This is a genomic window from Microbacterium alcoholitolerans, assembly GCF_050408615.1.
Lineage (GTDB): Bacteria > Actinomycetota > Actinomycetes > Actinomycetales > Microbacteriaceae > Microbacterium.
In genome coordinates this window covers 2,028,504-2,046,151 of sequence record NZ_JBNTKD010000001.1, presented here as the reverse complement: position 1 = coordinate 2,046,151, position 17,648 = coordinate 2,028,504, and the positions used below count along the sequence as shown (strand labels likewise).

The window sequence follows — 17,648 nt, the reverse complement described above, 5'->3', positions numbered from 1 at the left end:
AGGCGCACGCAGGGTCGGTTCGCGACTCAGAAGCCGAACTGCATGTAGCCGCCATCGATGTTCAGAGTCGCTCCGGTGATGAAGCGCGCTCGGTTCGACACTAGGAATGCGCACAGGCCGGACACCTCTTCAGGCGTTCCGTAACGCAGCATCGGAATACCTTGCGCTGTGGAGTCGTACACCTCGTCGACGGTGTCACCGACGGCGCCGGTGAGCTGACTGGCGAGATCGTCCCACAACGGCGTCCTGATGAAGCCGGGGCAGACCGCGTTGACAGTGATGTCCGGTGCGAGCTCGCGCGAGATGGTCTTCGACCACATCGACAAGCCCGCCTTGGATGCGTTGTAGTCGCCCATGTTCGCCAGCCCACTGTGAGCGCTGATCGAAGACATGTTCACAATGCTCGCGCCCGGGTTCATGCGGAGGTGTGGCACGCACTCCCGCGTGATGCGCACGGCGCTGTACAGGTTGGTGTTCATCGTGTCGAGCCACACCTCGTCGGGCGTGCTCCAGTCACGATCGACTCGTCCGTTGCCGACGTTGTTCACGAGGATGTCGATCCGTCCGAACCGTTCGAGCGCCGTCGCGACGATGTCCTTTCCGGCGCTTTCAGTCGTGCAATCCATCTGCAGCGTCGTCAGCTGACCGGCGAGTTCCTTTCCGGCTGCCTCCAGCGCTTGCAGCTTCTGCTCGCCGCGGGCCACAGCGACGACGTTGACGCCTTCGCTGGCCAGTTCTAGGGCGATGGCACGCCCGATGCCGTCGCTTGCACCGGTGACGATCGCCGTCTTACCACCAAGGTTCAAATCCATTTCAGCCTGCTTTCCACTTCTTCGTGGGTTGATGGGTATTCAGTTGGGTCAGGACTCGTTCGTGAACTCGAGTCCGATGAATGACGTGAGGTTCTTCACCTGCTGTGATGGGTCGTACGCCTGGTACAACTGCTGGCGGATCGCCGGCGGCGGTGTCGAGTTCACGTTCTCGAACAGGTTCACTCGTGACGCATGTGCGCTGCTGGTCAGATCCCACACGAAGTTCATGAACTTGTTCTTGCCTCGGGCCGAGATGTTGTGCCCAGGCAGGAATTCGTCAACCCAGGCCCCGATCTGCTCATGCTCAAGGTCCTTCGCAGTGACCCGGCTGACCAACCCCTGACCGCACAGCTCTCGCAGGATCTGCATGATGTTCGGCAGGTTCGCGGTTGCGTGCAGTCGCCCCGCGGTCACCATCGTGCGATCCGGGACGTAGATGCCGTGTGGCGTCAGCGAGCCCTTGTCCTCGGCTGCGAGCACAAACGATTCGAGCGCAGCGGCGTACGCGAACACCTCGGCCACGACTGCGCGCACTGCGGGGATGCTTGCCGTTCCGAGGATGTCGACGATGAGCTGGGCCGTCGCGGCGAAGATCTTCGCACGTCGCGCCATTCGTGCGAGGATCGCCCACTGTGGGAAGACCGCCACATCGAGATAGAGCGGCAGCGTACGCGGATTGCGGAAGCTGAACAGTCGTTCCCGTGGGATGAACACGTGGTCGAAGAACATGAACGCGTCCACTTCTTCGCCCTGCGCGTCCAGCGGATGGTCCTCACGGTTCTCCATGCCCGTGAGAGTGCCCTCGCGGGGAACGAACGAGAGCCCCGGTGAGTTCACCGGCACATACGCCCATATCGTCGCCTCGGGGTCGGTACCGGGGCTCAGCAGCGTTGCAATGCCGCCCCAGTGCCCGATCGTGGCTCCGGATGCTGCCGGTTTCACGCCATAGACGACGATGCCGTCTGGCCGCTCCTCGACGCATCGCAGGCGGCCGGGCATTTCGGCGGTGGCGAGAGTGCGGTCCGCCTGGGCGTCGGCGATCACGTCTGTGCTGAGCAAGTTGCGCTCGCGGGCGAAGTTGACGAAGTCGAGGATCTTCCCAGGGGCGTCCGGTTCGGTCTGCTCGATCAGATGGCTCGCCGACAAAAAGCCCATCGCCAGCGTAGGTCCGTAGTCCGGCGGACGACCAAACACCCCGAGGGTGCGGTCGGTGCTGAACTCGAGCAGTCTGCGACGGGTGTCGAGATCATCGCGATCACGTGGCACGAGCCAGGCGGTGCTGACTCGTTCGCCGAGCTCCGCGTCGAAATAGGTGGTCACATCGGCCGTCTCGGGGCGATGTTGGGCATCGTAGAGCTCGGCCCAGAGATCCACCGAGTTCTTGAAGAGTGGATGGTTCGGCACGTCGGTGATTTCTTCGCCCTGGTACACGATCCGACGACCGTCCCGAAGGCTGTCCTTGTACTGAGCGCCGGTGAGCAGGTGCGGGGAGGTCGTCGTCGTGACCTCGGTGCTTGCGGCGGCGACAGCTTTCGCTCGGTCTGCTGACATGTGAGATCTCCTCCATTGGATTCTCGGTTGGTCTTACCTAGATGGCAATGGTCTGACCATACGGGAGCCGGAAGCAGAGTGTCAACCCTTTTTTCGAATCTCGAGGGCCGCTGGTCTCGGGCGGCCGAAAGTGCCACGCGCACATGTACAGTTATGGAACGGTTGCTACGTCGTCAGTGGGGTCTCAGTTACCCTTCGCGAAAGTTCAGGTTCTGAGAGAAATATGACAGGTCCCACGATTGATCAGCGCAGCAGTCGACGCGCTTTCGAAGAGGTCCTCGATCAACTGGAAAGCGCCATTGCCGCAGGTGAGTATTCGCCCGGCGATCGTTTGCCCTCCGAACGCGATTTGGCCGTGCAACTGAATGCGTCACGGCCTTCGATACGTGAGGCTCTCCGTGTACTTGAGGCGCTTGGAGTGGTGGACGTTCAACGTGGAACAGGCCACGGCATCACGTTGCGAGAGACACCCGCGACGGACAGCCTCGCGTATCTCTTCCGCTTCCACCTCGCGCTTCGGCACGTCGACCTCAAGAGCGTGGCTGACATTCTCACTGTGTACTCGCGGTGGGCCATCAGAGAAGCAACCAAGAACTCTGCTCCGCTGCTTGCCTCCGTGCTTGAGGAGATCGTCGCGCGCATGCAGGACGATCGTCTTTCACCGGAGCAGTTTGACGAGCTCGACGTCTCCTTCCACCTCGCGGTCGTCATCGCTGCAGACAATGAATTCGGGACGTTGGTGATCGAGGGCTGCCGTTCCGCGTTGTCTCGATTGATCGAAGCAGCGACCGTCACTGCCAAGAACTGGCCGGCCCGTCGCCGAAAGCTCGCCAAGGAGCATCTCGACATCTTCCTCGCGATTCGAGACGGCGATGCTGACAAGGCTGAGACCCTGCTGACCGACCATTTGACGAAGTGGATCAAGAAGGGCATCTCAAAGCTCGAGAAGTCAGCCCCCAGCCTGCACGCGTAGCAACATCAGCCGATCAGATCAACCCGCCTCGAGCTTCTCGATCCTCGACACCAGCCCGGCGCGGCGGGGCGAGCGCGCGGGCAGCATCTCAAGGCCGAAGCGCAGCACCTCAGCATCCGACGCCCCCTCGGGAATCTCGGCGTACGCCAGCAGCACCTCGATGCTCGCCTCGGTGAGCATCGTCTCGCGCAGCATCCCGCGTAGCCCCTCGCGCACCTCGACGACGCCGGGCGCATCCGAATCGGGCAGCACCGGCCCGCGGTATGCCGACAGCGCGACGCGGTGCGCGCCTCGGCCGAGCAGCGCGAGCACGTTCTGCGCATCGGTCTCGAGCGACATCGGCAGGCGGTACGGGCGTGACTGCGGCACGAGGTCGGGCGAGACGCGCTCGAGCACCTTGCGCAGCCGCACCATCTCGGGGCGCAGCGTGTCAGGGCTCGCGCCCTCGCCGTAGACCAGCTCGGCGAGCCGCTCGGCCGACAGGCCCTGGCGGTGCACGGCGAGCATGAGCAGGATCTCGGCGTGGCGAGCGCTGAGCTCGACGATGCGCTCGCTGTGGGCATCCGACACATCGAGTCGCGCGCGGTCGCGACCCAGCACCTGCAGCTGCGCGCGCCGCGGCGCCTCGCGCAGGGCGCGGCGGGGAGTGGATGCTGGAGCGCTGGGCCTTGGTGTCCTGGGTTCTTCGGCGCGGGCCTTCAACCGCGAGATCAGCAGCTCGGATTCGACCGCGCGGGCGGTGGCATCCACCAGCATCCGCGCCTGCGGTGTCACCGCCTCGTCGCCGCCAGTGACGTCGATGACGCCCAGGATCCGCCGGGTCTCGGGGTCGAAGACGGGAGCCGCGGTGCACGACCACGGCTGCACCAGACGGTTGTAGTGCTCGGCCTGCCGGATCTGCACGGACTCGCCCAGTGTCAGCGCCGTGCCCGGCGCCGAGGTGCCGATGCTCTCCTCCGACCAGTTCGCGCCCTCGACGAACCCCATCTCGCCCGACAGCATCCGCTGCTGCAGGTCGCCCTCCACCCACAGCAGCCGTCCGGCGTGATCGCCGACCGCGACGACCACGCCCGAGTCCTCCGGCGATCCGGGCAGCAGCAGGGTGCGGATCAGCTCGAGCGCCCCGGCGAGCGGATGCCCGGAGCGGTACGCTTCGAGCGCCTCGGTCGTGAACTCCAGCGGCGGCAGCCCCTCGGCGCCGACGCGGTCGCGCCAGGCGCGCTGCCACGATGCGCGGATCAGCGGACGCACCTGCTCGAGGCGGCGGTCGTCGAGGTTGCCGGCGACCAGCTCCTCGTGCGCGCGCTCGACGATCAGATGCGAGACCTCGGGCGAGGCGTCGCGCGCTGAAGACCACGGCCTGCGACGGTGATCAACCATGGGACTCCGATCAGCACTGACGGGTGTGGGGTCAAGTGTAGGTCGCAGAACCGCCCTTCAGCCTGTGCCAGCATTTTGCTAGCGTTGGTAGTGTCGAGGAGGCTGACATGGCTACTGTGACCATTCGTAATCTCAGCGACGAGGTGGTCGCGGCACTGAAGAAGCGCGCCAAGCGCAACGGGCGGTCGATGGAGGCCGAGATCCGCGAGGCGCTGAACCGCCTCGCCGCGGACGACCGTCAGATCAGCGGGATCGAGGACGCGCTTGCCCGTCAGGTGCTGCCTGCCAGACGTTCCGTCCCCATGCGCGAGGTCATGGCGCGAGCTGCCGCAAACCCGAGGACGCCTGCGCAGCAGCGCGTCGCACGCGAGTGGGCGGCCGAAGTGTCGGAGAGTCGTCGGTCGGACACTAGCGCAGATGAGGAGTGGCTCGATCCATGGGAGCGCGCGGAGCAGCAGTCCGATCGGCTGCGTGAGGAGCAGCAGAAGTGATTCTGCTGGACACCAACGCCCTAATCCGAGTCCATGAACTGCCCTTCTTCGATGAGTCGCTCGCCCTCAGCGCACTCACCCTCGCAGAGCTGCGCTTCGGCATCGAACTCGCACCCGACCCCCGCACCCGAGCGCGCCGTGTCCAGGAACTGAGCCTGGTCGAGGACGTGGTCGGGGCAGCCTGGCTGCCCTTCGACCGAGCTGCCGCCGAAGGGTACGGGAAGATGGCATCGATCGTCGCCAAGACCCGCCCTGCGCAGGCCCGCAGGATCGATACGATGATCGCCGGCCACGCCTATTCACTCGGCGCGGCGATCATGACCTTGAACCCGAAGGACTTCGAGCTCGTCGCCGACGAGGTGGAGATCATCGTTCCCGAGCTGCGCTGATCCGTCGCGCCCTCGCCTCGCTTCGCTCGCTCAGGAACCGGACCTTGATCAGCCGCGGGCGGCCCACCACTCCCGCAGGCGCTGCTCGGCAGCATCCGATCCGATCGGTCCCTCGTCGAGACGAACGTCGAGCAGGAAGCGATACGCCTCGCCGACCTCACGGCCCGGCGGGATGCCGAGGATCTGCTGGATCTGGTTGCCGTCGAGGTCGGGGCGGATGCTGTCGAGCTCTTCCTGCTCGCGCAGCTCGACGATCCGGCGCTCGATGTCGTCGTAGGCACTCGCCAGGCGGGCGGCCTTGCGCTTGTTGCGCGTGGTGACGTCGGCGCGCACCAGGATGTGCAGGCGCTCGATCAGCTCGCCGGCGTCGCGCACGTAGCGCCGCACGGCGCTGTCGGTCCACGCGCCCTCGGCATACCCGAAGAAGCGCAGGTGCAGCTCGATGAGCTTCGCGACGGCATCCGTCGTCTCGCCGTCGAAGCGCAGCGCCTGGAGGCGCTTGCGCGCCATCCGCGAGCCGACCACATCGTGGTGGTGGAAGGTGACCCCTCCCCCGGCCTCGAGCTTCCGGGTGCGGGGCTTGCCGATGTCGTGCAGCAGGGCGGCGATGCGCAGCGCCACGTCGGGCGGGGCACCGGGGTTGCGCTGCTGCTCGAGCGCGATGGCCTGGTGCACAACGGTCAGCGAGTGCTCGTAGACGTCCTTGTGGTGATGGTGCTCGTCGACCTCGAGGCGCAGCGCGCTGACCTCCGGAAGGAACTGCTCGATCAGGCCGCTGTCGACGAGCACGCGGATGCCGCGCACCGGGTCGTCGGTCTGCATGAGGCGCACCAGTTCGCCCTGCACTCGCTCGGGACTGACGATCTTCAGCGTGGCGCCCAGCTTCTCGATCGCAGCGAACGTCGCATCCGCCACGGTGAAGTCGAGCTGGGCGCTGAACCTCGCGGCGCGCAGCATGCGCAGCGGGTCGTCGCCGAAGCTGACATCGGGATCGATCGGAGTGCGCAGGATGCCCGCGACGAGATCTTCGACGCCGCCGGCCGGATCGACCAGTCTCGGACCCGGTGCTGACTCCGGCCGCTGCGCCGGCGGCGTCACCTGCAGCGCCATCGCGTTGACGGTGAAGTCGCGTCGCTGCAGGTCGTCGTCGATGCTGTCGCCGAACTCGACGACCGGCTTGCGGGTGGCGCCGTCGTAGCTGTCGGCCCGGTACGTGGTGATCTCGACCTGCTCGCCCTGAACCCGGGCGCCGATGGTGCCGAACGCACGGCCGATGTCCCACTGGGTGCTCGAGATCGGCTTGACGATCCGCAGGATGTCGTCGGGCCGTGCATCCGTCGTGAAGTCGAGGTCGTGGAGGTCACGACCCAGCAGTGCGTCGCGCACCGGGCCGCCGACGACGGCGAGCTCGAACCCCGCGTCGGCGAACGCGGTCGCGAGCGTGGCGACGACGGGATTCGCGGCGAGCGCGGCGAGCCGGGACAGGCCCTCGGCCATATTGAGCATGGGTTCCAGGTTACCGGCGCGCGCGAGCGCGATCAGCGCGATCCGACGAGCGCGGGAGACGCGAGTTCACGGAACGGACTCCATCACGCCATCGGCGGGTCACCTGCTGCCGGTTGAGTGAACCCGCGCGCTCAAGTGCGCGACCCCATCCCCGACTCGAAGGATCGACATGCATTCTCGACCCGTCGCACGGCACGCCCGACCGGTGGCCGCCGCTGCGCTCGTCACGCTGCTCGGCGGCATCCTCCTACCTCCGGCGGCCGCGTCCGCGGCATCCGTTCCCGAGGTGCCGACTGACCCGCTGCTCACCAGTGACAGCACGTGGCGCTACCTCGACGACAACACCGACCCGGCGCGCGGCGACGCGAACCTGCGCGTGTGGACCGCCCCCGAGTACGACGACAGCGCATGGAAGAGCGCGCAGGGATCGTTCGGGGCGAAGCGCGGCGAGCTCGCGCCCGTCGGCCCGCACCAGCCTCGCACGCTCTTGACCCACTACATCGACGACACCGGCACCACGATCCCCACGTATTTCTTCCGCTCCGACTTCACCCTCGAGCAGGGAGTCGCCGAGCAGGTCGCGTCTCTGACGGGCGAGGTCACCTACGACGACGCGCTGGTCGTGTGGATCAACGGCGAGAAGGTCGCCAGCTACGTCGACGGCCGCATCACAGAGACCACGAATCTCGAGTACGCCGGCGACAGCAACGGCGACCCGCTGACGAGCACGTTCTCGGCCACCGGCGATCTGCTCAACGACGGCGAGAACACGATCGCGGTCGCGCTGTACCAGGATCGGGCGTCGAGCTCCGACATCTACTTCGATCTGTCCGAGCTGAAGCTCGTGTCTGAGAACGCCGAGCCCGTCGCCGCGCCACCCACCCGTGTGATCCTCACCCCGACCGCGACGCCCGAGACGTCCCAGTCGTTCTCCTGGCAGGCCGGCGATGCCTCGCACGCGTCCGGCCAGGTGCAGATCGCCCCGGCCGCCGGAGACGCCCCGGTGCGCACGGTCGACGCGTACTCGGCCGGCGTCGTGGGCGGCAGCCCGCTGCAGCACTTCTCGGCGACCGTCGACGGGCTGACCGCGGCGACCTCCTACCGCTACCGCGTGGGGCTCGAGGGCAGCTGGAGCGAGTGGCGGGAGTTCACCACGGCCGACCCGAACGCCACCGACTTCCAGTTCGTCTACTACGGCGACGCGCAGATCGGCCTCGACTCCACCTGGCCGTCGGTCGTGAAGCAGGCCGAGGCGAACGCCCCTCGGTCGATCGGCTCTGTGCACGCCGGCGACCTGATCAACACCTCGTCGAACGACACCGAGTGGACCAACTGGTTCACGGGCATGAAGGATGCCGCGGCGACCACGAACGTGATGGCGGCGCCGGGCAACCACGAGTACTCCGGCGACAAGATGCTCACAGCCTGGAAGGCCAACTTCGAGTACCCTCACAACAACCCGTCCACGGGCACGGTCGGCGAGCTCGCCAACCTCGCCCAGGGCGAGAGCGATGTGGCGCGCCAGTACCGCGCGTACTTCGAGCACTGGAGCGAATTCGCGCAGGAGACGGCGTACTACACCGACTACCAGAACATGCGCTTCATCACGCTGAACGCGACGCGCGACAGGACGTTCCTGACGCCGGGAGCCCTGCCCTCCTGCAGCGGAGAGGCGTGCCCCGAGAACGACGTCTCGCGTCTGTGGACGCGCTTCCAGGCGGCCTGGCTCGACCACATCCTCAGCACGAGCCCCTCGAAGTGGAACGTCGTGACCTTCCACCAGCCGGTGTACTCCACTTCCGCCGGTCGCGATGAGCCCATCCTGCGCGACGAGTGGGTTCCCGTGTTCGAGCGCAACGACATCGACCTGGTGATGATGGGGCACGACCACACCTACGCCCGCGGCTACAAGGACACCACCGCGACGGAGACGCCCGGCCTCACCACCGGACCGGTGTACATGGTGTCGAACTCGGGCGCGAAGCACTACAGCCTCGAGACCGACGCGAAGAACGTGTGGACGAACAACGGCGCCACGCAGGTGCTTCGCGGTGAGAAGATCACCACGTACCAGGTCATCGACGTGTCGAAGGATCAGCTGGTCTACCGTTCGTACATCGCCGAGAAGGTCGCCGGCGCGACCACCGACAAGAACGTCGGCGAGGTGTACGACCAGTTCACCGTGACGAAGTACGACGACGGCCAGAAGTGGGTCACCGAGGCAGGCATGACCCCTCCCGCGCAGAAGGTTCCCGCGTCGGTGACGCTCGATGTCGACTCGGTCGAGGCCGGCGCATCGGTCTCGGTCGCGGGTGCGGGTTTCGAGCCGGGCGAGAAGGTGGCTCTCGAGCTGCGCTCGGAGCCGGTTCGTCTCGGCGCGGCGACGGCGGATGCTGACGGCACCTTCACCGCGTCGGTCACGGTGCCCGAGACGACGGATGCCGGTGAGCACACCCTCGCGGTGATCCGCGAGAACGGCGACGAGGTCACCGTGTCGCTCGTGGTCACCGCCGCAGAGGCTCCCGGCGAGCAGCCCGGCGGCGGCGACGGCTCCGGCTCTGGTGAAGGCTCCGACGACGGATCCGGATCCGGTGAGGGCTCCGGATCCGGTGCTGCGGATTCCGACGATCAGTCCGGCGCTCTCGCCACGACCGGCGCCGACAGCCTTCCGTTCATCGTGACGGGTGCTCTGCTGCTGACCCTCGGCCTCGCGCTCGTCGCGGCCCGCCGTCGCGCGCGCAGCTGACCTCACGGGGTGCGGCAGGTCGCCGACACCCCGCGCTGCCGCCGACACCCCGTCGTGGAGACGTCTCTGCGACGGGGTGTCGGCGCTTTCCCGGGTGTCGGCGAAAGAAGCGGGCGGCTAGGCGACGGGGTCGCCCTGCACGGGGCCCTCGGTGTTGGGCTTCCAGCCCAGAGCCGGAGCGACGTGCTCGGCGAACGCCTGCAGCACGTGCAGGTTGTACTCCGGACCGAGCTGGTTGGGGATCGTGAGCATGAGCGTGTCGGCTGCCATCACGGCCTCGTCGGCCTTCAGCTGCTCGATGAGCGCGTCGGGCTCGGCCGCGTAGGTCTTGCCGAAGGTCGATCGGATGCCATCGATGATGCCGATCTGGTCGCCGTTCTCGGCGCTGCGCAGGCCGAAGTACGCACGGTCGGTGTCGTTGATGAGCGGGAAGACGCTGCGGCTGACCGAGACGCGCGGAGTGCCCGTGTGACCGGCATCCCTGTACGCCGCACGGAAGGTGTCGATCTGCTCGCGCTGCAGCTCGTGGAACGGCTGACCGGTGGCCTCGGTGACGAGGGTCGAGCTCATCATGTTCAGCCCGAGCCTGCCGGTCGTCACCGCGCTGGAGCGCGAACCGGAGCCCCACCAGATGTGATCGCGCAGCGTGGGCGACTGCGGTTCGATCGCCAGGTACTGGCCTGCACCGACCATGCGCGGGTCGCCAGGCGCGATGCGCTCACCGTCGATCGCGCGCAGGAACAGGTCGAACTTCTCGCGGGCGAGCACGCTGCCGCGCTCGGTGTCTTCAGCGTCGACGTAGCCGAACGACTCGTAGCCGCGCAGGGCCGTCTCGGGTGACCCGCGGCTGACGCCGAGTGCGATGCGCCCGTCTGCGATCAGGTCGAGGGTCGCCGCCTCTTCAGCGAACTGCAGCGGGTTCTCGTAGCGCATGTCGATGACGCCGGTGCCGACCTCGATGCGCTTCGTCCGCGCCGCCATGGCGGTGAGGAGTGGCATCGGCGACGCGGCCTGCCGCGCCCAGTGATGCACGCGGACGTATGCGCCGTTGATGCCGATCTCGTCGGCGCCTTCGGCGAGCTCGATCGTCTGCTTCAGCATGTCGCCGGCGGTGCGGGTGACCGATCCAGGGACGTCGGCGTAGTGCCCGAACGAGAGGAATCCGAAAGCCTTCATGATCTATTCGAACGCATGGTCATCGGATGCTATTCCGCCGGCACCAGCATGCCGTCGAGCACCAGCTGCCGGATCCGCGGTTCGAGATCGGCCCACAGATCGCCGAGCGGCACGTCGAACAGGTCGGCGAGAGCCGCGGCGATCTGCGCCACGGTGAGCTCGCCGTCGCAGGCACCCACGAAGCCGGCCAGCGCGGAATCCACGCCGATCGTCCTGCCGAAACCGCCGCCCTGCCGCAGCTCGATGACGCTCGGGTCGTCGTTGCCCGGCATGTAGTGCCGGGCCTCGGTCACGTCGGCGGCGACCACGAGCCGCTGGGGGATGCCCTCGATCAGCGCGTCATGAGCGGCAAGGCCGGCCCTGAGTGCCCGCCCGAGGTCCGACACGGGCTGCGAAACGGTCTCGAACCGGCGGAGGCGAGCGCCGGACGGATGCACCTCGCGGGCCGACACGCCAGATGTCGGACGGTTCCGGGCATCCGGGCCGACATCTGGCGTGTCGGCCCCCGAACTGTAAAGGTCGCGGGAGGGTCGGCGCAGCAGAATGTACCCGAAGCCGACCGCAGTGACGTCACGGGCGGCGAAGTCGTCGAGCCAGGCGGTCAGCAGGCGCGTGAACTCCTCGTCGCGCGGCAGGATGCCGCCGTCGCGGATCCACAACTCGGCATATCCGAGGGGAGTCAGCTCTTCGCGCTGGATCACCCACGCATCCAATGCATCGTCGATCCACCCACGCACCCGGTCAAGGCCCGATTCGGCGCCGCCCCACGCGCGGCCGCGCGACTCCCAGTTGCCCAGCAGCTGCGCGATGCCGCCAGGGGCGAGGTGCGCGGGCACTCCGCTCAGGAACTGCTCCACCAGAGCATCGCCGACCAGGCCGCCGTCACGGTACTCGTACTCGGGCACGCCGTTCACTCGCGGCGTGATGACGAACGGCGGGTTCGAGACGATGAGATCGAACACCTCGCCGGCCACCGGTTCGAAGAGGCTGCCCAGGCGGAAGACGATGTTGTGCACGCCGTTGAGCTGGGCGTTCAGCTCGGCGTAGGCGAGCGCGCGTTCCGAGATGTCGGTCGCGATCACGGTGCCCGCGTGCCGGGCGATCAGCAGAGCCTGGATCCCGCATCCCGTACCCAGGTCCAGTGCCCGCTCCACCGGCGTCGGGATCACCAGTTCGGCCAGCGTCCGCGACGCACCGCCCACTCCCAACACGTGATCGGCGGGCAGCGAGGTGCCAAGGGCGACCTCGTCGAGGTCACTGGCAATCCACCATTCACCGACGCCGTCGGCGTCCACGAACGACTGCGGGCGGATCAACGCCAGCGGCACCACCTGCATATCCCGCACTTCAGCCAGACCCAGCGTCGCCAGGGCGTCGACGCCCACCCGCGGCACGGCACGTTCGACAGCATCCAGCGGCTGCGGCATCCCGAGCACCCACAGGCGACCGATCGTCGACAGCGCGTCGTCGCGCCCGGCGATGGCGCGCAGGATCGGCTCGCGCATCCCGCGAGCCAGTGCGTCGTCGGCCTCGTCTCCCCACAGCCGTCGCAGCGGATCGGAACGGAAGTCAGCGGCGTCCAGATCTGAGGCGAGAGCCTGCACGACGACGGGATCAGGGCGGGGGTGGGCGCGGTCCGGCACGGCCGTCACTCTACGCGCCTTCAGGGTTCCGCACGCTGTGCGGCCTAGAATCGGGGGCGTCGTCCTCGCCGCATCCCCGGCACCGATGACCCGATACATGATCTCGACGCTCCCCCGCGAAGGCTCCCGCCCGCGTGCGCGCCGGCTGCTGAGCCGCCTCGCCGCGGTACTCGTCGTCGGCTCCCTCGCCCTGGGCGGCGCATCCGCGGCATCCGCGGTGGAAGAGCCGGATGCCCCCGAGCCCGACGCCGTCGTCGAGCTCTCGGTGTCCGCCGGGTCAGGAACCGCCATCGATCCGGGCGGTCCCCTGGTCAGCACGGTGACCCTCGCGAACGACACCGACACCGACCTCACCGCCGGCAGCGTGAGCCTGCAGGTGAACCGCTCACCGCTCGCCGACAGCGCTGCGCTGGACGCGTGGCTGAACGACGGCACCATCGCCGGCAGCTTCACCACGATCGCCGTCGAGCCGACGCCGGTCGTCAGCGACGGCGCGCAGGCGGCGGTGAATGTGGTCGTGGATGCGGTGGACCTCGGCCAGCTCGGTCCTGGCGTCTACGCACTGCAGGCGCGCCTGTCGGGCGCGACCACCACCGGCGTCGACGGCGAACCCGAGCCGTGGAACTCCTCCGCCACGACGGTGCTTGTCGTCGCGGCCTCCGGGGCGCGCACCACGGCCGTGCTGGTGCCGATCACCGCCACGCCCGCCGAGGGGGGCCTGCTCACCTCCGAAGAACTCGCCGTCCTCACGGCCGAGGGGGGTGGCCTCGCGGGACAGCTCGATGCCGTCGCGGGAACCGCCGCGATCCTGGCCGTCGATCCGGCGATCATCGCCGCCATCCGGATGCTGGGAATCAGCGCCCCCGCGAGCGCCACCGACTGGCTGAACGAGCTCGAAGGCCTCCCCAACGACGTGTTCGCCCTGCAGTTCGGCGACGCGGATGCGACCGTGCAGGCGCACGCGGGTCTGCCCGAGCTGCTGGCCACGCCCGAACTCACCCCGCTCATGCAGACCGCCGACTTCCCGGCCGGAGACGAGTCCGCCGCGGACGATCCCGACCAGCCGGAAGCGACAGCGTCTCCCGAGGCCACCCCTACGCCGAACCCCGAGCCGACCCTCCCCGACACGGCCACGCTCTCCGCCATAGCCGGCGCTCAGCCGGGCATCCTCTGGCCGCGAGGCGACGTCTCCGACGACGACCTCGCCACCTTCGGCGGCTACCTCGGCGACGGCGTCACCACGATCTTGCCGTCGACCTCGGTCGCGGGTCCCGCCGTCTCGCACGGCGCCGTCGGCGCCCGCGACGTGCTGGTCGCCGATGCCGCGGCATCCGCCCGCCTGTCCGCAGCCGTCGCGCTCACCGACGGTCCCGAGATCGACCGCGAGCTCGCCGCCGCCGCGGGCCATCTGTTCTTCACCGCCGCACAGTCGCCGACCGCGATCCTCGCCCTCGACCGCTCCGAGATCCGCTCTCCCGCAGCCCTCCGCGCCGCGCTGAGCACGTTCGCGTCGCCCGGGCTCACCCTCGACGAGCTGCTGGCCGCGCCGCCGGCATCCGTCACCCTGGCATCCGACGCATCCACCGATCGGGTCCCGGCGCTCGAGGCTCTGCTCGCCGACGAGCAGAGGCTGACGAGCTTCGCGACCATCCTCGACGAGCCGGGAGTGCTGCTCGCGCCGACGCGCATCCGCGTACTGCGCACCATCGGCGTGGGGCTCGACGAAGGCGAGTTCTCTGCGGCCGTGAGCGCGCAGGTCGAGCGGGCGCAGACCACGCTCGACGCTGTCAGCATCCAGCAGCCCAAGCCCGTGCAGCTGTTCACGTCCGCCGCACCGCTCCCGGTGTGGGTGCGCAACGATCTGCCGTGGAACGTCAACGTCTCGCTGTACAGCACCCCCTCCGACCCGCGCCTCGACATCCAGCCGGTCACGCAGGTCGAGGCGCTCGCCGCCAGCAGCACCAGGGTGAACGTGCCGATCGAGGCTCGCGTGGCGAGCGGCGACGTGCGGGTGACGTTCCGTCTCACCAGCCCCACTGGCGTCGCGATCGGCGAGCCCGCGGTCGCGGATGTCACGCTGCGCGCGGATTGGGAGGGCATCGGCCTCGGAATCCTCGGCGGGCTGATCGCACTGCTGCTCGTGCTCGGTGTCGTCCGCACCGTGCGGCGCAGGCGAGCGGATGCCACGGCCGGGGGCGAGTCGGATGCCACGGGCGCCGTCGAGTCGGATGCCACGGGCGCCGTCGACACTGAATCGAAGACGCAGGAGAGCGATGACTAGTCTCGGCCGAGCCAGTGCGATCCTCGGCGCGGGCACTCTGATCTCGCGCGTCACCGGGCTGGTGCGCACGATCGTGCTCGTCGCCGCGATCGGCAGCATCGGGCAGGCCGCCGACGCGTTCGCGGTCGCCAACCAGCTGCCGAACAACGTCTTCACGATCATCCAGACCGGCATCCTGACCGCCGTGATCATCCCGCAGATCGTGCGCTCGGCCAGTCACAAGGACGGCGGGCAGGCGTTCATCTCGAAGCTGTTCACGCTGGGGACCGTCGTGTTCCTCGCGGTCACCGCGCTCGCGATGGCGATCGCGCCCTGGCTGGTCGCGCTGTACGCCGACAAGTTCTCGCCCGACCAGCTGGCTCTCGCCACCGCGTTCGCCTACTGGTGCCTGCCGCAGATCTTCTTCTACGGCCTGTATGCGCTGATCGGCGAGACACTGAACGCGAAGCGGGTGTTCGGCCCGTACACGTGGACGCCGGTCGCGAACAACCTCATCTCGATCGCCGGATTCCTCGTCTTCATCGCGCTGTTCGGCGGCAACCAGAGCCGGATCGGCGTGTGGGACCCGACGATGATCGCCGTGCTCGGCGGCACCGCCACCCTCGGCATCGCCCTGCAGGCCGGACTGCTGCTGCTCGCCTGGCGGCGGACGGGGCTGAGCCTGCGCCCCGACTTCCGCTGGCGCGGTGTCGGCCTTCGCCACGTCGGAACACTGGCGGGCTGGACGTTCCTGATGGTGATGGCCGGCCAGATCGCCGGGCTCATCCAGACGCGGGTCGTCTCGGCAGCATCCGGCGAATACCCCTCGACCGCGCTGATGATGGCCGCCTGGCTGGTGTTCATGCTGCCGTACTCGATCTTCGCGATCTCGATCGGCACCCCCTACTTCACCCAGATCGCCGAGCACGCCGCAGCCGGACGCCGCGACGAGGTGCGCAGCGATGTGGCGCGGTGCATCCGCGCGGTCTCATTGTTCGTCGTCGGCTCGGGAATCGCCCTCGCGGTCGCCGCGGTGCCGGCGACGCGGATCTTCACCGAGAGCGCCGACCAGGCGGTGCAGGCCGCACCAGTCCTGGTCTGCTACCTGGTGGGCCTGCTGCCGCTGTCGGTGCTGTTCATCGTGCAGCGCGCCTTCTACGCCTTCGGCGACACTCGCACGCCGTTCCTGTTCACCCTCGTGCAGGTCGCGCTGATCATCGGCTTCTCGTACCTGGCCGCGGCGGTCGCGCCGCTCAGCCAGCTCGCCGCAGCCGTGGCCCTCGGCCAGTCGATCGCCGGACTCGTGCAGACGGTGATCGCGATCTGGATCCTGCGCAACCGCCTCGGAGGACTCGAGCTGCCGCAGACGCTGCTGTCGCTCGGCCGCTTCTTCATCGCCGCGATCCCGGCCGGCTTCGCCGGATGGGGCGTCTACGTGCTGATAGGCGCAGGCGAGGGCTGGACGGCCGGGCAGACCGGATCGACCTTCGTCGACAAGATGCTCGGCGCCGTCGGAACCGGTGTCATCGGGCTCGTCGCAGTGGTCGTGTACGCGATCGTGCTGCTCATTCTCCGCGCGCCGGAGCTCTCAGCGGCCAAGGGACTCGTCAAGCGGTTCCTCCCCGGGCGCTGACGACCGGCCGAGAGCCTCGCCGCACGGGAATGTCACGCGGCTACCATTGTTGAAGCAGGGGATGCAGTTTCGGCATCCGATCCTGCTGATCAAGGAGAGCACATGCGTCAGGTCATCATCATCGGCTCCGGCCCCGCCGGTTTCAGCGCGGCCATCTACGCGGCCCGCGCGAATCTGAAGCCGCTGCTCATCGCCAGCACCGTCGAGGTCGGCGGCGAGCTGATGAACACCACCGACGTCGAGAACTTCCCCGGCTTCCCCGAGGGCATCCTCGGCCCGGACCTGATGGCCAAGCTGCAGGAGCAGGCCGAGAAGTTCGACACCGAGGTGCTGTACGACGACGTCACCGAGCTGCACGTCGACGGCCCGGTCAAGAAGGTCGTCCTCGGCAGCGGTGCCGAGCACGAGGCATCCACCGTCATCTACGCGACCGGCTCGGCGTACCGGAAGCTCGGCGTCGAGGGCGAGGAGCGCCTGTCCGGCTACGGGGTGTCGTGGTGCGCGACGTGCGACGGGTTCTTCTTCCGCGAGAAGACGATCGCCGTCGTCGGCGGCGGCGACTCGGCCATGGAAGAGGCGACTTTCCTGACGCGCTTCGCCTCGAAGGTGTACGTCATCCACCGCAAGGACACGCTCCGGGCATCCAAGATCATGCAGGAGCGCGCGTTCGCGAACGACAAGATCGAGTTCATCTGGAACAGCGAGGTCGTCGAGGTTCTCGGCGGCGACGCCGTGAAGGGCGTGAAGCTGCGCTCCAGCGTCGACGGCGAACTGAGGGAGCTCGAGCTGGACGGCCTTTTCATCGCGATCGGAAACGACCCGCGCACGCACCTGGTGCACGAGAAGCTGCAGCTGACCGACGCCGGCACGATCTGGGTCGACGGCCGCTCGTCGCGCACCTCGGTGCCTGGCATCTTCGCCGCCGGCGACGTGATCGACCCGACCTACCGTCAGGCCGCGACCGCCGCCGGGTCGGGCGTCGTGGCGGCTCTCGACGCCGAGCACTTCCTCGCCGATCTCGAAGACTCCTCGGTGCAGGAGCCGGCGGCCATCGCCGCCGAGGTCATCGTGAGCTGATACCGCAGGGA

13 protein-coding genes are annotated in these 17,648 nt (G+C 68.1%); 7 read left to right on the top strand and 6 right to left on the bottom strand.

The genetic code is table 11. From position 1 onward, the window contains the following. Positions 1-26 precede the first annotated feature (26 nt). The gene (locus tag ACQUSX_RS09785) at positions 27-812 is read right to left on the bottom strand and encodes an SDR family NAD(P)-dependent oxidoreductase (RefSeq protein WP_428906743.1); all 786 of its coding nucleotides are present in this window, start codon (positions 810-812) and stop codon (positions 27-29) included. 48 nt (positions 813-860) lie between these two features. Next, the gene (locus ACQUSX_RS09780) at positions 861-2,363 is read right to left on the bottom strand and encodes a 4-hydroxyphenylacetate 3-hydroxylase N-terminal domain-containing protein (RefSeq protein WP_428906742.1); all 1,503 of its coding nucleotides are present in this window, start codon (positions 2,361-2,363) and stop codon (positions 861-863) included. Between the two features lie 223 nt (positions 2,364-2,586). Here ACQUSX_RS09780 and ACQUSX_RS09775 point away from each other — a divergent pair, with 223 nt between their 5' ends. After that, positions 2,587-3,336 (top strand): FadR/GntR family transcriptional regulator, encoded by a 750-nt coding sequence (locus tag ACQUSX_RS09775; RefSeq protein WP_428906741.1) that lies wholly within the window; start codon positions 2,587-2,589, stop codon positions 3,334-3,336. A gap of 18 nt (positions 3,337-3,354) precedes the next feature. Here the strand turns inward: ACQUSX_RS09775 and ACQUSX_RS09770 are convergent, their stop codons facing one another. Then, entirely contained in the window at positions 3,355-4,716 is a 1,362-nt protein-coding gene (locus tag ACQUSX_RS09770) for a GAF domain-containing protein (RefSeq protein WP_428906740.1), read from the bottom strand. Between the two features lie 107 nt (positions 4,717-4,823). Here ACQUSX_RS09770 and ACQUSX_RS09765 point away from each other — a divergent pair, with 107 nt between their 5' ends. Further along, entirely contained in the window at positions 4,824-5,207 is a 384-nt protein-coding gene (locus ACQUSX_RS09765; protein ID WP_428906739.1) for a FitA-like ribbon-helix-helix domain-containing protein, read from the top strand. Next, entirely contained in the window at positions 5,204-5,596 is a 393-nt protein-coding gene (locus ACQUSX_RS09760) for a PIN domain-containing protein (protein WP_428906738.1), read from the top strand. The genes ACQUSX_RS09765 and ACQUSX_RS09760 overlap by 4 nt, the downstream gene beginning before the upstream one ends. Positions 5,597-5,644: 48 nt before the next feature. Here ACQUSX_RS09760 and ACQUSX_RS09755 read toward each other — a convergent pair whose 3' ends face one another. Further along, positions 5,645-7,102: a CCA tRNA nucleotidyltransferase gene (locus ACQUSX_RS09755; protein WP_428906737.1), complete on the bottom strand. Its 1,458-nt coding sequence runs from the start codon at positions 7,100-7,102 to the stop codon at positions 5,645-5,647. Between the two features lie 169 nt (positions 7,103-7,271). On the opposite strand from ACQUSX_RS09755, the gene ACQUSX_RS09750 reads away from it, so the two are divergent. Further along, positions 7,272-9,848, top strand: coding sequence for a purple acid phosphatase family protein (locus ACQUSX_RS09750; protein ID WP_428906736.1), 2,577 nt, complete (start codon positions 7,272-7,274; stop codon positions 9,846-9,848). 117 nt (positions 9,849-9,965) lie between these two features. On the opposite strand, the gene ACQUSX_RS09745 is transcribed toward ACQUSX_RS09750, so the two are convergent. Both ACQUSX_RS09745 and ACQUSX_RS09740 read right to left on the bottom strand, forming a co-directional pair. Continuing rightward, positions 9,966-11,024 (bottom strand): LLM class flavin-dependent oxidoreductase, encoded by a 1,059-nt coding sequence (locus ACQUSX_RS09745; RefSeq protein ID WP_428906735.1) that lies wholly within the window; start codon positions 11,022-11,024, stop codon positions 9,966-9,968. A gap of 29 nt (positions 11,025-11,053) precedes the next feature. Beyond that, entirely contained in the window at positions 11,054-12,676 is a 1,623-nt protein-coding gene (locus ACQUSX_RS09740) for a class I SAM-dependent methyltransferase (protein WP_428906734.1), read from the bottom strand. Between the two features lie 76 nt (positions 12,677-12,752). Between ACQUSX_RS09740 and ACQUSX_RS09735 the strand changes: the two genes are divergently transcribed. The 3 genes from ACQUSX_RS09735 (at position 12,753) to trxB (ending at position 17,637) form a co-directional block, all read left to right on the top strand. Further along, a complete protein-coding gene (locus ACQUSX_RS09735) occupies positions 12,753-14,948 on the top strand; it encodes a DUF6049 family protein (protein ID WP_428906733.1) in 2,196 nt (731 codons plus the stop codon). Next, a complete protein-coding gene (gene murJ, locus ACQUSX_RS09730; protein WP_428906732.1) occupies positions 14,941-16,560 on the top strand; it encodes a murein biosynthesis integral membrane protein MurJ in 1,620 nt (539 codons plus the stop codon). The genes ACQUSX_RS09735 and murJ overlap by 8 nt, the downstream gene beginning before the upstream one ends. 102 nt (positions 16,561-16,662) lie before the next feature. Further along, on the top strand, positions 16,663-17,637 hold the full coding sequence (gene trxB / locus ACQUSX_RS09725) for a thioredoxin-disulfide reductase (protein WP_428906731.1): 975 nt from the start codon (positions 16,663-16,665) through the stop codon (positions 17,635-17,637). The last annotated feature ends 11 nt before the right edge of the window (positions 17,638-17,648 follow it).

Excerpts from the sequence above, each read along its gene's own strand:
- trxB (WP_428906731.1), top strand. The coding sequence starts at position 16,663 with ATGCGTCAGGTCATCATCATCGGCTCCGGCCCCGCCGGTTTCAGCGCG.
- ACQUSX_RS09755 (WP_428906737.1), bottom strand. The coding sequence starts at position 7,102 with ATGCTCAATATGGCCGAGGGCCTGTCCCGGCTCGCCGCGCTCGCCGCG.
- ACQUSX_RS09745 (WP_428906735.1), bottom strand. The coding sequence starts at position 11,024 with ATGAAGGCTTTCGGATTCCTCTCGTTCGGGCACTACGCCGACGTCCCT.
- ACQUSX_RS09750 (WP_428906736.1), top strand. The coding sequence starts at position 7,272 with ATGCATTCTCGACCCGTCGCACGGCACGCCCGACCGGTGGCCGCCGCT.
- ACQUSX_RS09785 (WP_428906743.1), bottom strand. The coding sequence starts at position 812 with ATGGATTTGAACCTTGGTGGTAAGACGGCGATCGTCACCGGTGCAAGC.
- murJ (WP_428906732.1), top strand. The coding sequence starts at position 14,941 with ATGACTAGTCTCGGCCGAGCCAGTGCGATCCTCGGCGCGGGCACTCTG.
- ACQUSX_RS09775 (WP_428906741.1), top strand. The coding sequence starts at position 2,587 with ATGACAGGTCCCACGATTGATCAGCGCAGCAGTCGACGCGCTTTCGAA.
- ACQUSX_RS09780 (WP_428906742.1), bottom strand. The coding sequence starts at position 2,363 with ATGTCAGCAGACCGAGCGAAAGCTGTCGCCGCCGCAAGCACCGAGGTC.
- ACQUSX_RS09735 (WP_428906733.1), top strand. The coding sequence starts at position 12,753 with ATGACCCGATACATGATCTCGACGCTCCCCCGCGAAGGCTCCCGCCCG.
- ACQUSX_RS09770 (WP_428906740.1), bottom strand. The coding sequence starts at position 4,716 with ATGGTTGATCACCGTCGCAGGCCGTGGTCTTCAGCGCGCGACGCCTCG.
- ACQUSX_RS09765 (WP_428906739.1), top strand. The coding sequence starts at position 4,824 with ATGGCTACTGTGACCATTCGTAATCTCAGCGACGAGGTGGTCGCGGCA.